This is a genomic window from Azospirillum argentinense (genome assembly GCF_000632475.1).
GTDB classification, from domain to species: Bacteria; Pseudomonadota; Alphaproteobacteria; order Azospirillales; family Azospirillaceae; genus Azospirillum; species Azospirillum baldaniorum.
Genome location: NZ_CP007793.1, coordinates 2739314 through 2753514 on the forward strand (window position 1 = coordinate 2739314; position 14201 = coordinate 2753514).

Genomic DNA, 14201 nt, shown 5'->3' on the forward strand with positions numbered 1-14201 from the left:
CGCCGGTCTAGGCATGATTATGCGTATCACTTGTGTTTCTCTCACCATATTTGAGAGGATGTGCGGTCCTTGATCTGGAATCAGCCAGGGTGCATTTCCCCTGAATGTATGGTAGCGATCCGTCTTGCCGGACCGGGTGCGCATCGCCGATACTGAGGGCGCTCGGCCTGGGCGTCCCGCCGCGCGGAGCCCGCGGTTGATGAGACAGGTCCATGAGCGCCATCGGCATTCCCTCGTTCGAGCGCCAGGAGCGCGCGCGCCAGATCGCCTTCCGCCAGTCGTCCTCCACGTTCTCGGCAGCGGCCAAGCGCGACGGGTGCCACGCCGGCCGCCGCCGTCCCTTCCTCATCCCGGCTGAGCACTGGGCGGAAAACCTCTATCCGGGCATCCGCCAGCAGGCGGCGGCCTACTTCGGCCACCACGCCATCGTTTGGCACCGCATGCGGCATCACCTGCTCAGTTCGCAGATTTGCTGCCTGAACGTCCTCATGCCGTTCGCCACCCGTGCCGACGCGCTCAACGATCTCCTGCGGCCACTGCTTGGACCAGACATTGAGGTGCTGCCGTTCCCCGGTGAAGGGCCTTCCGGCGCGGACTGGTACGTCGCGTTCGAGTGGATCGGCCCCGACGTGCTCAACGAGGGCAGCGGGGCGGCCAAGACGCGGCGGCGCGGGGCGAACTGCACCAGCGCCGACGCCGCGGTGCGGTTCCGGCGGGGCAGCCGCACCGAAACGCTCCTGATCGAGTGGAAGTACACCGAGCGCTACGGCCAAGCCCCGACCCCCAAAAGCGAGCCCACGCGCCTCGCGCACTACCAGAACCTCGCCTTTGCGCCCGACGGCCCGGTGCGCCGAGTCGAGGGCGTCAACCTGCGCGACCTCCTCCACGAGCCGTTCTACCAGTTCCTGCGCCAGCAGATGCTGGCCTTCCACACGCCGCGGACCGGCGCGAACGACTGCGAGAGGGCGCGCGTGCTGCACATCGCGCCGAGCTGCAACACGGCGTTCCAAGCGGTGACCGCGCCGGCCCTGCGCGGCCGCGGTGTCGCGGCGGTCGAGGTTTGGAAGGGGATGCTCGCCCAACCCGAGGACTTCGTCAGCGCGACCACAGCGGGCGTGTTCGGCGCGTTCGACGCCGGCCGCCACCCCGCCCTTCGGGAGTGGCGGTCCTACGTGGGCGAGCGGTACGGCTCGTTGCTCGCCGAGACCGCCGCATGAACGGCGCCAGCGACGCGGTGCACGACGCCGGGCGGGACAGGCCCGTGGTCCTGGTGTCCTGCGCCCGCCGGAAGCGCACCGCCGCGCACCGCGCCGAGGACTTGTACGTGTCGGACCTGTTCGCCAAGTCACGCGCCTTCGCCGAGCGGCACGGCGGGCGCTGGTTCATTCTGTCCGCGCGGCATGGGCTGCTCGCCCCGGACGCCGTCATCGCGCCGTACGACCAGACGCTCAACCGCATGAAGCGGGAGGAGCGGAGGCGCTGGGCGGACGGCGTCGTGCGCGAAATCGGCAGCCGGGTCGCGCCGGGGACGTGCCTCGTGATCCTCGCCGGAGCGGCGTACCGCGAGCATCTCGAGCCGCAATTGGCCGCGCTCGGCTATTCCGTCGAGGTCCCGTTGCACGGCCGCCGCATCGGCGAACAGCTCAGGGCCCTCGCGGCGCTTCTTGGCAACGACCGCGGTGCGTGACCCTGTCGCGCGGCAGTGGCCGACGCCCAACCCATCCAAGCAGGAGCGTTGCGGTGGACGCTGCAATAGTGCAGCACTGGCATCCATGGTCGACCAAGCGAGGTGGCCGGCAAGACCGGGCTCGCACGCGGCGATTTCAATAATCAACCGGAAACACCGACCCAAGGGGCCTCCGCAATGGTGCGCAGACCGTCTCGAGATGCCAAGCCTTACCGGCCAGTTCCGAACACCGACGGCGCGGACGCAACGCTGGTCTTTGAAAAGGCCGAAGTCCAGAAATGGCAGGCAGAGGCCGCGGACATCTACGCTAAGGCCCGCATGCGCGCCGACGGGTGCGCGCTCGATCCCCTGTTCGCCCGAAAGGGCAACGGCGAGAAGCTCTACCGCAACCTTGTCGAGGCGACCTGCATCCGGCTCTTCCATGCCCGCCTGATCGAGCGCGCCCTGGTCGACTTCGCCAACATGCAGGACGGTTGGCGCGCGTTCCACGAGGCCGACATTCCGACGCGGCGGTCCCACCGCAAAGCCGACTGTCTGGCGATCAACGAGCGGACGGGTCAACTGTTCGTCTTCGAGGCGAAGCGAGGCACGCGCCGCTACAGCGCGGAAGAGGGTCGCGCCATCGACGACCGGCTCTGGGAGATTGTGGACGCTCTGGAAGCGAAAACCCACTACGTCGACTGGCCATACCGCAAAGTCAGCGTGTTCGTGCTGTCCTTCTACGGCGCTGACATCCCGTCGAAGTTCCCCGTGTACAAACGGGAAACCGTCGACGCCGTCTTCGGCGGGGGCATCGCGGCCGCGACTCGCCAGATGGAAGAATATCTGCAACTGGTGGCGCAGCGTGGCCACCCCTACGATGAACGGGTGCTGCTCGACAACGCCGAAGCGATGGGTGCCGCGTCTCATCGCCTGCCGGATCTTCCTTCGATCTTCGACATCGACCTCGCCACAGTTGAAAACGATGCCTTTTTCGAGGTTGGGCGCAACGGCTATTGGCCGGTGGGACGCGACCGCTTTGACGAGAAAAGAAGGGACCGCTTTTTGAAGCGTGAAGAAGCATTGATGCGGGAAGAACGGTGGCACCGTGAAAAATTGGCGCTGATGCGGCGTCGGTTCGACGGAGAAGGTTAGGCCCGGCGAAGCGGGTGGACCAGCCCCCGCGGCATTCCGCGTTGCCACCGGCGGGATGAGGACGCGTGCCCCAGTGTCGCCAGCGAGGTACCCACGCGCCGCGTAATGTGAGGACGGGCCCAAGCCGAAAGTTGGCTGGCCCGCGGCACCAAAGTTTCCGCGGGCTGATTTTATTATGACTCGCGAACAACGACGGACCGCGGAACAGTTCTGGGTTCCGGGGAGCGGCGGCCAGACGGGTCACCTCCAGCACTGGATTCGCCGCCCTGCCATCACCGATGGTGACGCGGAACACGATCCATTCGACGGTGATGCACGATGTGTCCTTCCTTGCTTGCCAATTCCGCGTAGGACCACTCGTCTCGGGTGCGCCCCGCTCCAGATCACGGCTGGTGGTGCCCGCGGTCCATGCCCAATCGCCGCTGGTCGAAGCCTCCTCGGCACCATCAGGCCGCTGAGCAGGGTCCCGGCGACTCCGCAACCGTGCGCCGCGAAAGGCTGAGGCCGGGGCCGCGACACCGTCGGCGGCATGCCGAAACGGATCACCTGCCGTTCCAACCAGCCTGCGCACGCCATTGCGCTGGAACCACATGGAACCACCTAAACGCGCAAGTTGTTGATGACCGATTGCGCCGGTATCATTTGGCACCTTCTGCCAAGGAGCGTTCATTCCCGTGCGCCTGCTGCCCGGCCGCCACCCGAGTTCCCAACCCTGGTCACGAGTGACCCGAACCACGCTGGCGTCCGTGCTGTTCGCCGTGCTCCGCCCGACGCACGCGCGGGCCGCAACCCTGGACGGGGAGACGATGACGCTGGTCTTTGCGACCGGTGAGGTCTCCGTCCCCGTCGCTACACTCGAGGCGATTGCGGTGGACGTCGGGTGGCTCTGGGCCAACCTGCGGCTTCGCGCCGGGGCTCGCGACTACGTCCTCTCCGGCGTGGCGCAGCGCGACGCCCGTGGGTTTGCGAACGCGGGAGAGGCCGCGCGGGTCGCGTGGTGGACGCGCGCCCTGAGCGCGCGGGCGGCGGCGCTCCGTTCCGTCCGCCAGCGCATCGCGCAGCTTGCCGATCCGCCGCGGTACATGGCGCATCATGTCTTTTCCGCTCTCGAGCGCGACGCGCGCGCGGCGATCGCAAGCCTGCCGGCCGCCTTGCCCAAGGACGTTCCGGACAGCGACGAGGTTCGCGCCCTCCGGGCGATCCGGGATTTCCTGAACGATCCCGAGGGGCACCGGGCGCGCGCCAACGCGGCCTTCGTGGTGAAGGAGCCCGCGCGGTCCAAGGACTTCTTCGACCGCGTCGAGACCAAGCCGCTCACCGACGAGCAGCGCAGGGCAGTGGTCGTCGACGAGGACCGCACTCTGGTCGTGGCCGCGGCCGGCAGCGGCAAGACCTCGGTCATCGTGGCGAAAGCGGGCTGGCTGGTGTGGAAGCGCTATCGTCCACCGGCGGAGCTGCTGATGCTGGCCTTTGCCACGGACGCGCGCGCCGAGATGGAGCAGAGGATCCGCAAGCGGCTGGGCGACGCGGTCGCCTCCGGCCTCACGGTGCGAACGTTCCACGGCCTCGGCATGGCCATCATCGGCGAGGCCGAGGGCAAGCGGCCCACGCTGGCCACGGTCGCGGAGGACGACAAAGCCCTGTTCGATCTGCTGAAGAGCATCGTCGCTGACCTGCTCGCCGACCCGGCGTTTTCGCGCGTGATGGTGACGTGGTTCCAAAGCCATTTCGCGCCGTACAAAAGCGCCAGCGAGTTCCGCAACCACGGCGAATACTGGAGCTACATCCGCGCGAACGACATCCGCTCGCTCAAAGGCGAAAAGCTCAAGAGTTTCGAAGAGTGCGAGATCGCCAACTTTCTCTTCCTCAACGGCGTGCCCTACGAGTACGAGCGCCCCTACGAGCACGAAACCGCCACCCCCGACCGGCGGCAGTACCAGCCGGACTTCTATCTGCCGGACGCCGGGATCTACATCGAGCACTTCGCGCTGTCCGCGTCGGGAAACACGCCGCCGTTCATCGACCGCGAGGAGTACCGGCGCTCCATGGCGTGGAAGCGGCGCCTGCACGCCGACCGCGGCACCGTCCTGATCGAGACCTTCAGCCACGAGAAGGCCGCCGGCCGGCTGACCGACAATCTGGCCACCAAACTGGCCGCCCACGGCGTCGCTCTGTCCCCGATCCGACCGGGGGAGGTCTTCGCCATCCTGGAGAGCCAAGGCCGCGTCAGCCCCTTCACGCGCTTGGTCGCGACCTTTCTCCAGCACTTCAAAGGGGGACATGTCACGCTGGCGGAGACCTCCCGCCGGGCGGCGGCGCGGCCCGACCGTCCACGGGCCGAGGCGTTCCTCGCCGTGTTCGGACGCATTTTCGAGCGGTACCAGGGCTGGCTTGCCGCGCGGCGGCAAATCGATTTCCACGACATGATCCTCAAGGCGACGGAGCATGTGGAAACGGGGCGCTACACGAGCCCGTTCGGCTACATCCTCGTGGACGAGTTCCAGGACATCTCGCCGGGTCGGGCGCGCCTGTTGAAGGCGCTCCTGGACCAGTCGCCCAGCAACCAGCTGTTCGCCGTTGGCGACGATTGGCAGGCGATCTACCGCTTCGCCGGGTCGGACATCGCCGTCATGCGCGGGTTTGCGGACCGGTTCGGCGCGAGCGCCCGCGTCGACTTGGGCACGACGTTCCGCTGCGCCGACCGCATCGCCGCGACGGCAACGCGGTTCGTCCTCAAAAACCCCGCGCAACTCCGCAAAGACGTCACCGCGGTGGCTCGGGCCAACGGGCCTTGCGTGCACATCGGGCTCCCGGGCGCCGAAGGATCTGACCTGCTGCGGAAGGCCCTGCGGGCGATCGCCGCCGAGACAGCGACCATACGGGAGACGGCGACGGTGCTGCTGCTTGGGCGTTATCGGCACACGCAGCCTCGGGACATGGACGCGTTGGCGCGCGAGCACCCCGGCCTGCGCCTCTCCTTCATGACCGTCCACGGCGCCAAAGGCTTGGAGGCCGACTACGCAATCGTGCTGGGCCTGGGGACCGGGCGATTCGGCTTTCCCACCGAGATTGCCGACGATCCGATTCTGGACCTCGTGCTCGCGGCCCCGGAAGGCTATCCGAACGCCGAGGAGCGGCGCCTTCTCTACGTCGCCCTACCCGCGCCAAGCGCCGGGTCTTTCTCCTCGCGGACGGCGATCAGCCCTCGCCGTTCATCCGTGAGCTGCTCAAGGACGGCGACGACCTCACCGTGTTCGGCCGGCCGCCGGCGCCGGAGGTTTCCTGCCCGCGGTGCGTGGAAGGGAGACTGCAGCGCCGCGACGGCGCACGGGGGACGTTCTACGGGTGTTCGAACCGGCCCTACTGCGGGCACACCCAGAATGCCTGCCCTCACTGCGGCACCGGCCTGCCGGTCAGCGCCGATGGAAGCGTCCGGTGCCTGGACTGCGGCCAGCCGGTCGCGGAGTGCCCGCGATGTGACGGCTGGCTCCAGCTCAAGAGCGGCAGGCATGGACCGTTCCTAGGGTGCTCGAACTGGCCGGGTTGCCCCCACACGCAAAACGTTGGTCCGGCGCGGCCGCCGCTCCGACCGGCGCCGGTCCCGCCGCGCCACCCATGAAGCCTCGCGCGCCGAACCACATCGGCAGGACTGCCAGCACCGGAACGGGCCGTTCCGCGGGGCCACGGGCAAGAACAGCGGAGCCCCCGCCGAACCCATCGGCCATGCCCGCAGGCCCCCGGGGCACACCGCGCGTGCGGTGAGGGTGGCGCACCCCCGGCGTGTGCCGCGACGACGTTGCCGAGCCGCATCGCCGTAAATAGGGGGCGTTGTCGTCACTGGGGCCGGCATTCCAAAGGTGTGCCATGACCCGTCGTTTCACCCGCGCCCTGCACTATCACCTCGTGTAGTCGGAACCGCTCTCCACCTTAGCGCCGCGCTTCGGCATGTTGGGCGTGGCGCTCGCCAAGGCGGGCCGTGCGGCCGGCATCCCGGTCCCCGAGCCGGGCCACTGGGCCCGCACGCGCGTCGGCCATCCGGTGCGCCGTCGCCCGCTGGCACCCTGAGCCCCGGGCACGCCAGCGCCGGTGTTTGAGGAGGGCGATGCGGCGCTGACCGCGCGCGTGCAGGCGATGCTGGGCAAGGTCAGCGTTCCGCGCGCCCTCGACCGGCCACACCGGCTGATCGCCGAATTGCTGGCCGAGGACGAGGCGCGGCTGGAGAAGCGGGCGCGGGCCGCGCACCCGTCCATCCTGGACGCCCCCACGTTCGACACGCCGCTCGAACGGCGGCTGCGCCTCCTCAACGGCCCGTTCCCGGCGCTGGGGCGGGCCGGCGGCAAACCGAGCCTGAACCGTGCCGGACGCGACGGGCGCGTCCAGGTTGGCCAGTCCTCGGTCCCCGTCGTCCTCGAGCGCATCGCGGCGAGCCCGCGGACGAGGCCAGGCCTCCCCACCCCAAAGACAACCGAGACGTTGGCGTTGACGATCGCGGGCGACGGCGGATCGGGCCCGGGGGTGGCGGGACGCCGATGGTGCCCCGATCGGGGCCCACGTGGGGACCATCGCCGTGGCCATCATGGTCGAGGGCGAAGTGCGCCACCGCCGTGATGCCGAGCGTCTTCACGCCGGGCTCGTCGAGCGCCGGGCCGAGCGGGAGAAGGCGGAGCAGCGGCACCACGAGGAAGCCGAGCGCCGTGAGCGGGACCGGCAGGCCGCGGTGCAACGGGCGCGCGTCGAGCGCCTGCTGGGCGACGCCGCCGCGCACCGGCAGGCGGGTGAGATCCGCTCATATGTCGCTGCGGTCCGGGCCGCCATGGCGCCGGCAGGACGGCCGGCGCCGGGGGCCGCCTGGAAGCCTGGGCGGCGCGGGCGTTGGCCGAGGCTGACCGCATCGATCCCCTGCCCAGCGGACAGGCCTTTCCGTGGAGCGAGGAACCGTCGCCGTCGTGATTCGCCACAAGGAACGTGCCGTCTGCGGCCCTGGCGGAGGCGGAGGCGGATCGCTTCCGATTCGCTGGTTGGAAGACGGTGTCAGCGGTCCCCCAGCCACGACGCGGAACGATGAGCCACCCTGCCCCGCACGTCTACAACACCGCCCCCTCAAAAACACAGCAAAATTGACGAATTAATAGGCAACTCTTACCCTTTTTGGGTTAGTGCGACACTTGAAATACCCTCAATGTTATGCTCGTATGCAAGTGCACTGTTCAATTACGAGCGATCCGCATGCTCACCAGCCGCACGGTTCTTGTCCGCGGCCGCCCAGTTTCCGTGCGGCTGGAAGACGCCTATTGGGACGACCTCGCCGGCATCGCTCGGCGCGAAGGCATGAGCCTGGACGACCTGTGCGCCAGCGTGGCCGACCGGGCGCGCCGGCTCCAGGACCCCGCGTCCGTGGGCCTATCCCAGGCGCGCTGGCTGGCCGAAGCGCTGCGCGTCTTCACCGTCGCCTACTTCCGCACGGCCCTGGCCGCGGCGGAAGCCACCGCGCCGGGGCGCCGCGCGCCGCCGGTGACCGCCACCCCGGGTGAGCCGAGGGCCAACGCCGTACACACGTGCCACCTCATGGCGACGCTTGGTGCCTGGAGCCAACCGCCCGGCCATTCAGCGCCTCCAGCGCCCCGTCCGCCGCGGCATTGACCCCCGCGACCGCGACGAACACGGCGGCGCTCGCGGAGAGCGCCAGGACCGGTGCCGTGCGCAACGCCGGCAAGCCGTCGCGGATCAGGCCTCCCCAGCTCACCGCCGGCTCCTGCAAGCCGAGGCCGAGAAAGCTCAGCGCCGCCTCGGCGAGCATCGTCTGTCCCAGCGCGGCCCCGGCCGACGCCGCCAGGACCGGCAGGCTGCCCGGCAGCAGGTGGCGCAGCAGAACGTGGCCCGGCGTTGCCCCGCCAGCCAGCGCGGCCAGAACGAACAGCTCTGCGCGCACAACCATCACCTGGGCGCGGGTCAGCCGGGCGATCGCCGGGCTGGCCGCGATGCCGAGCGCCACCACCAGCGCCGGCTCTCCCGGGCCCCACGCCGCGGTCAGCAGGAGGGCCACGACCGGCTTGGGAAAGGCCAGCCCGAGGTCGACCAACAGGACCACCAGCCGGTCGGTCCAGCCGCCGATCGTCCCGGCCAGCAGCCCCAGCCCCCCGCCGAGGGCGGTGGCCAACACGACCGCCGCCGTGGCGGTGGTGAGCGACGCCCGGGAGCCCACGATCAGGCGGCTGAGCACGTCCCGCCCGACGGCGTCGCAGCCGAGCCAATGCTCCGGCGACGGCGCGGCCCACGCCCGCACCAGGTCCGTGTGCGCCGCATCGTACGGCGCCAGCGCCGGCGCCAGCGCCGCGATCGCGATCAGCGCGAGCGTGACCAGCAGCCCGGCGGTGCCGCCGGGCTGCTGGCGAAACCGCCGCCACGCGCCCAGAGGGACGGCGCCGGCGTGGCTCACGGGACTCCGGCGTCCAGCGACCGGCGCGGATCGAGCCAAGCGGCCAGAAGGTCGCTGGCGAGGGTGACCAACGTGGTGGCGGCGGTCAGGGCGAGCACGGCGCCGAGGGCGACCGGGTAGTCGCGGGCCAGCATGGCCTCCGTGGCCACACGCCCCATGCCGGGAAGGGCGAACAGCGTTTCCACCACCAAGCTACCGCCCAGCAGCGCGCCGTAGACCAGTCCGGCCGCGGCCGCCAGCGGCCCGGCGGCGTTGCCCAGAACGTGGCCGAGGAGCACGCGGTGCTCGGGCAGGCCCTTGGCGCGGGCGGTGCGCACGTGGTCCTGCGGAAGAATCTCGGCCGTCAGCGCGCGCGTCACCCGCCCAAGGTAGCCAGTCGCGGGCACGGCCAGCACGAGCACCGGCAGCACCGCGCTGCCCGGACCGGTCCAACCGGCCAGCGGCAGCAGCGGCCAGGCCACGGCGAGAAGCCAGGCAAGCGCCGTCGCCATGGCCATCGTGGGAAGCGACAGGAACGCGGTGAGCACGGCGCCGAGCAGGACGTCGCCGCGGCCGCCGCGCCGCCGCGCCGCCAGAAGGCCGAGGGCCGCTCCCGCCGGCAGGGCCAGCGCGAGCGCCCCGGTGGCGAGCGCCACCGTCACCGGCCACGCGTCGGCGAGGATCGCCGTGACGGGCGTTCCCCAATAGCGCAGCGAGGTGCCGGCGTCGCCGCACAGCAGGCTGGCCATGGCGGCGGCGAGGTGGCCTGCCAAGGGGCGATTCAGCCCGTGGGCGTCGCGCAGGCGCTCGGCCATCTCCGGAGGCGCCGCACCTCCCGCGAACAGCGCGCTCGCCGGGTCGCCGGGCGCCGCATGGAACGCCAGGATGGCGAGCACCGCCGCGGCAGCCAGCGTGACCAGGGCGCCGAGCAGCCGGCGGACGAGCGCGCCCACCATGGCCTCTGTCCCCGTCACGGCCCGCGGCGCCGTGGGCCGACCGACAGGAACCCGAAGGGGTCGACCGCAACCGCCGCGGCGCTTGCGTGGCGCAACAGAACGTTCATGGGGACCGGCAGCGGGACCGCCGCGGCCTCCTCGAGGAGGCGCTGCTCGATCGCTTGGGACAGCCGGTGGCGCGCGGCGTCGTCCACGGTGCCGACCGCCTCGTCGATCCAGCGGTCGACCGTTTCGTCGCGCCAGCACGACTGGTTGTACGGGCTGCGGCTGTGCCACATCGGTTCCAGATACGTCAGCGCATCAGGGTAGTCGGCGGTCCAGCCGCTGAGAAACATCCCCAGGGTCGCGGCGTTGGCGGCGCTGCCGAAGGCGGCGCGCTCCAGGGTGCGCACGCGCACCGGCAGGCCGAGCACCCGCCGCAGCTGGTCGGCGTAGTAGGCCGCCTCGTCGCGCGCCGACTCCGGAGCGGTCAGCTCCACCGGCGGCAAGCCGCGGCCCTCGGGATAGCCGGCCTCGGCCAGCAGCCGGCGCGCCTCGTCCGGACGGTAGGGCCGGTCCAGGACGCCGTCAGTGTGGCCGCCGACGCCAGGCGACACCAGCCCGGCCGCGGCGTGCGCCGCGCCGCCGTACAGGCCCTGGGCCACCGCTGCCCGGTCCAGGGCGTGGGCGATCGCCGCGCGCACGCGGCGATCGCGGAACGGCGGGTAGAGTGATTGGTTGAGGCCGAGATAGCGCACCTGGGCGCGCGGCGTCGCCACCGCCCTCTCGCGGTAGACCGGATCGGCCAGGACGCGGCGCAGCGCGGACTCGGGCACAGACACGAAGTCGAGCGTTCCGGTGTCGAACAGCCGCAAGGCCGTCTCGACGTCCGGCAGCAGGCGGAAGCGCAGGCCGGTGACCGGTGGCGCGCCGCCCCAGTGGTCCGGGTTGGCCGACAGCGTGACCTCACGTCCACGCGTCCAGCCATCGAGCCGGAACGGACCGGTTCCGCCGGATTGGTGGGCGAACCAGCCCGCACCGCCCTCGCGTTCGGCGCCGCTGTCGAAAATGAGGAGGGGGTGGTGGGCAAAGGTCCCGACCGGTTCGGTGAAGCGGAGCTCGAAGCTCAGCGCGTCGAGCGGGGTGAAACCGGCGAGCCGTTCGGCGCGGCCGTCGGTGAACGCCCGCGCGCCCTCCAGTTTGCTCAGGGCCAACACGCCGATGCCGGGCGACCGGCTGGCCAAGACGGCCTCGACGCTGCGCTGCACGTCGGCGACCGTCAGCGGCCGGCCGCTGTGAAAGCGCACCCCCGGCCGCAGGTGAAAGCGCCAGAGCCGGCCCTGCTCGAAGACTTCCCAGCGCGTTGCCAGCGCCGGCATGATCCGCCCCTCCGGCGTGACCGCGCTCAGGCCTTCGTACACCAGGCCGAGCAGGCGGCTTCCCGTCAGCCCGAGATAGGCGCTCGGATCCGTGGTGGTGAGGTCCTCGCGCAGACTGGTGGTCAGGACCTGCGCCGACGCGCGTGCCGCGAGCGGCATGGCGAGAAGCATGGCGCCGGCGATGATCCACACGCGGGCTCCCGCGCGCGGGCGCGGTGCGCCGCTCCACAACCTTAAGAGGCCCCGACGCCACCCCGTTACCCAGCACATCATGTCTGCCACGAAATATTAGGAAAGGCTTCAACCAAGAGGTTATCCTGAAGCCAGGCCATCGCCAAGGCTATCCCATTTTCTCCAAGCTTATTCCCCCGCCGCGGGTGTGGGGCCGGCGAACCGCAGGTCACGTGGCCTGGGACGGCGCTCCCCCCTCACCGCGTGGGCGGGAGCTGCGGTCCGGCGGGATCATCGCGTCGCCCGCGACGGCGAAGGGCGTGCCCTCGAACAGGTCACCGCCGGGCCGGCGCTCGGCGGTCAGGGACTGCCGGGCCGCCTGCCGGAAGTAGGCGGCGATGAGGACGCGCACCGCCCCGGTCAGCGAGATCGCGGCGGCGCCGACCTTATCCAGCGCGTGGTCGAGGGGCGGGCCGTCGCGCCGCGCCGCGCCGGGGCCGCGCCGCGCGGCCAACTGTGCGCTCATGCGGTCCTGGATCGACGAACAGAGCGCGTTGACCGTCATGCGCTCGCGGGCGGCGATTTCGCTCAGCGCGTCCCACAGCGTGGGCTCAAGGCGCATGCTCGTCCGGCGTCCGTGGATGACGACGTTGCGGGACACCAGTGGCCCAACGCCGGTCGTTGGCGTTGGAGCACGCGGTTTGCTTCGGGGCATGGGCACCTCTGGCCTGGCGGGGGGCCGGGCTCGCCATCGCGAACCCGGCGGTCGAGTCGGTCGCTGCCCGTTCGGTTCAGGGCTCGCGGGCTTCCAGCATGCAGTATTCCGGCATGACGTCGGGCCCGGGGCCACCCGGACGATCGGTGCGAATCGGCAGGAAATCCGGGGCGGCGCCTTTGACGTCCGCCGTGGCGGGCAGCGCCACGCCGAGGCGGGCGGCAAACTGCTCGCGGGTGAAGTCCCACGCGTCCCAGAAGGCCGGCGTTCCGCACAGCTCCGGGTCGTGGTGGAGCACGGTGCCGAACAGGCGCAGGCAGTCCTCGTTGTATCGCTTGTTGTTCAGCATATGCACGTGCCACGCCTTGTCCGCGCCGGCGGGCGGAGCGATCGCCCGGTTCGGATGATCGGCGGCGATCTCCAGAACGCACCGGTAATGCTCGATGACGCGGCGGGCGCGCTCGGGCTCGAAGCCGTGGTGGCGCACCAGCTGCGCCTCGAGCCAGGAAAGGTCCAGCGTGCGAATGGCGTGCGTCGTGAAGTGATAAGAGCCATCCGGCATTCTCTTGCTCCGTTGAGAGGGTTATCTCTTCAGGATTGGCCTGAAGAAGGCTGAAAGTTGCGAAATCAACCTAACCAATTCCACTTGCCGGGAGAGCCCGGCTTTTGAAAACACCGCCTTCAATTGGGTGCGCACCGTTTGCGGCGAGGTGCCGTGGCGCTCCGCCACATCCTCGACACGCAAACCGCGCCCCAGTTCGACCGCCACGCGAGCTTCGGCCGCCGTGAGCCCGAACAGCGCCGCCATGACTCCGGGGGCGACCTGCGGTTCGGCGCTCGGGTCCACGACGATCAGCGTGGCCAGGGCAACCCGGGCCTGGCCGAACGGCAACGCGCAGGGAGACACGTGGACCAGGTAGGGGGCGTCCACGCCCTCGCGCGTCACCCGCATCACCAGCGGCTGCTCGCCCTCGGCGCCCACGGTGGCCGCCAGCAGGCGCAACAGCGTGTCGTGTTCGCGGGGCCGGGCGGCGGTGATCCGCCCACCGATCTCGGACAGCCCGTCGCGGCCCGCGAGCAAGCCCGTCATCGCGGCGTTGGCGTCCACCAGCAGACCGGTTGTGGTCACAACGGCCGCCGCAGCGCCCATCGAGCCCAGCGCGCCGGTGACCAGTGTTGCTCGCGCCGGCACCAGGCCGGCCCAAATCTGTGGGCCGAACAGAGTTCCGGACGACCGTTGCTGCCGAAGAACGTCAGTGACTTCGATGCGCGAAAAATAGCTTCCGATCTCCGGGATGGTCTCGTACGTGACCATGTAAGACCGCCCATCAGGATAGCACTTGATGAACTGTGCGAAGCGGTGGGCGCGGCGGAACTGCAGCGCGCCTGAGAGCCACTTCTGCGGGTCCTCGTACGCATCGGGCTCGGTGAAGCGCCCGTGCGCGATGCAGTTGAGAAACGCCTCGGCGTAGCTGGGCTTTCGGTCGAAATCGATGAAATTGAACAGACGCGTGTTGATCTCGTTCGACACGACAATGCGGTCATCCATGTCCAAAAGCATCAGCCCGGCTCCAGCCGCTTGCGCTGCGTCCATCAAACGCCAAACTGTGCTTGAAACGCTGAGCATAGAGCTTTCGATCATAAGGACATGCCGCTGTATTCACTTTGCCTCTGGGATTTCGTCGCGATCATACCCCAAATAGGGTAAAACAGGAGAAATACTTGCATCATGAACAAATTTTTGCGTGAGAAGGCCAGCGCACAC

Annotated in this window: 12 protein-coding genes and 2 pseudogenes; 7 read left to right on the forward strand and 7 right to left on the reverse strand. The window is 70.0% G+C overall.

The genetic code is table 11. From position 1 onward, the window contains the following. Positions 1 to 212: 212 nt before the first annotated feature. The 7 genes and pseudogenes from ABAZ39_RS12785 to ABAZ39_RS33730 all read left to right on the forward strand — a co-directional run bounded on the left by ABAZ39_RS12785 (position 213) and on the right by ABAZ39_RS33730 (position 8461). Positions 213 to 1217: a PGN_0703 family putative restriction endonuclease gene (locus tag ABAZ39_RS12785; RefSeq protein WP_051658000.1), complete on the forward strand. Its 1005-nt coding sequence runs from the start codon at positions 213 to 215 to the stop codon at positions 1215 to 1217. After that, positions 1214 to 1687 carry a DUF6884 domain-containing protein gene (locus tag ABAZ39_RS12790; RefSeq protein WP_051658001.1) on the forward strand — a complete coding sequence of 158 codons (474 nt, stop codon included), beginning with the start codon at positions 1214 to 1216 and terminating at the stop codon, positions 1685 to 1687. Before ABAZ39_RS12785 ends, ABAZ39_RS12790 begins: the two co-directional genes overlap by 4 nt. 102 nt (positions 1688 to 1789) lie before the next feature. Continuing rightward, positions 1790 to 2821: a nuclease-related domain-containing protein gene (locus ABAZ39_RS12795; protein WP_144243536.1), complete on the forward strand. Its 1032-nt coding sequence runs from the start codon at positions 1790 to 1792 to the stop codon at positions 2819 to 2821. Between the two features lie 758 nt (positions 2822 to 3579). Further along, a pseudogene (locus tag ABAZ39_RS12800) lies at positions 3580 to 5463 on the forward strand (UvrD-helicase domain-containing protein); the annotation flags it as partial. A 653-nt stretch (positions 5464 to 6116) separates the two neighbouring features. Beyond that, positions 6117 to 6440, forward strand: a complete 324-nt coding sequence (locus ABAZ39_RS37680) for a topoisomerase DNA-binding C4 zinc finger domain-containing protein (RefSeq protein WP_081863050.1) — start codon at positions 6117 to 6119, stop codon at positions 6438 to 6440. 467 nt (positions 6441 to 6907) lie between these two features. After that, entirely contained in the window at positions 6908 to 7429 is a 522-nt protein-coding gene (locus ABAZ39_RS12805; RefSeq protein WP_038529890.1) for a hypothetical protein, read from the forward strand. Positions 7430 to 8047: 618 nt separating this feature from the next. Beyond that, a complete protein-coding gene (locus ABAZ39_RS33730) occupies positions 8048 to 8461 on the forward strand; it encodes a ribbon-helix-helix domain-containing protein (RefSeq protein ID WP_038529892.1) in 414 nt (137 codons plus the stop codon). Here the strand turns inward: ABAZ39_RS33730 and ABAZ39_RS12815 are convergent. From ABAZ39_RS12815 to ABAZ39_RS12840, 7 genes and pseudogenes are all read right to left on the reverse strand, one after another. Further along, a complete protein-coding gene (locus tag ABAZ39_RS12815) occupies positions 8385 to 9104 on the reverse strand; it encodes an ABC transporter permease (protein ID WP_247881586.1) in 720 nt (239 codons plus the stop codon). The genes ABAZ39_RS33730 and ABAZ39_RS12815 overlap by 77 nt on opposite strands. Positions 9105 to 9113: 9 nt before the next feature. Then, positions 9114 to 9257, reverse strand: a pseudogene (locus ABAZ39_RS37685) (hypothetical protein); the annotation flags it as partial. After that, entirely contained in the window at positions 9254 to 10192 is a 939-nt protein-coding gene (locus tag ABAZ39_RS12820) for an ABC transporter permease (protein WP_038529897.1), read from the reverse strand. The gene ABAZ39_RS12820 and the pseudogene ABAZ39_RS37685, both read right to left, overlap by 4 nt. 14 nt (positions 10193 to 10206) lie before the next feature. Beyond that, complete coding sequence (locus ABAZ39_RS12825) at positions 10207 to 11742, reverse strand: ABC transporter substrate-binding protein (protein WP_051658003.1); 1536 nt, start codon at positions 11740 to 11742, stop codon at positions 10207 to 10209. A gap of 208 nt (positions 11743 to 11950) precedes the next feature. Continuing rightward, positions 11951 to 12436 (reverse strand): ribbon-helix-helix domain-containing protein, encoded by a 486-nt coding sequence (locus tag ABAZ39_RS12830; RefSeq protein ID WP_081863000.1) that lies wholly within the window; start codon positions 12434 to 12436, stop codon positions 11951 to 11953. A gap of 76 nt (positions 12437 to 12512) precedes the next feature. After that, positions 12513 to 12998 carry a glycine-rich domain-containing protein gene (locus tag ABAZ39_RS33005; RefSeq protein ID WP_051658005.1) on the reverse strand — a complete coding sequence of 162 codons (486 nt, stop codon included), beginning with the start codon at positions 12996 to 12998 and terminating at the stop codon, positions 12513 to 12515. A gap of 21 nt (positions 12999 to 13019) precedes the next feature. Next, positions 13020 to 13997 carry a helix-turn-helix transcriptional regulator gene (locus ABAZ39_RS12840; RefSeq protein WP_038529901.1) on the reverse strand — a complete coding sequence of 326 codons (978 nt, stop codon included), beginning with the start codon at positions 13995 to 13997 and terminating at the stop codon, positions 13020 to 13022. Positions 13998 to 14201: the final 204 nt, after the last annotated feature.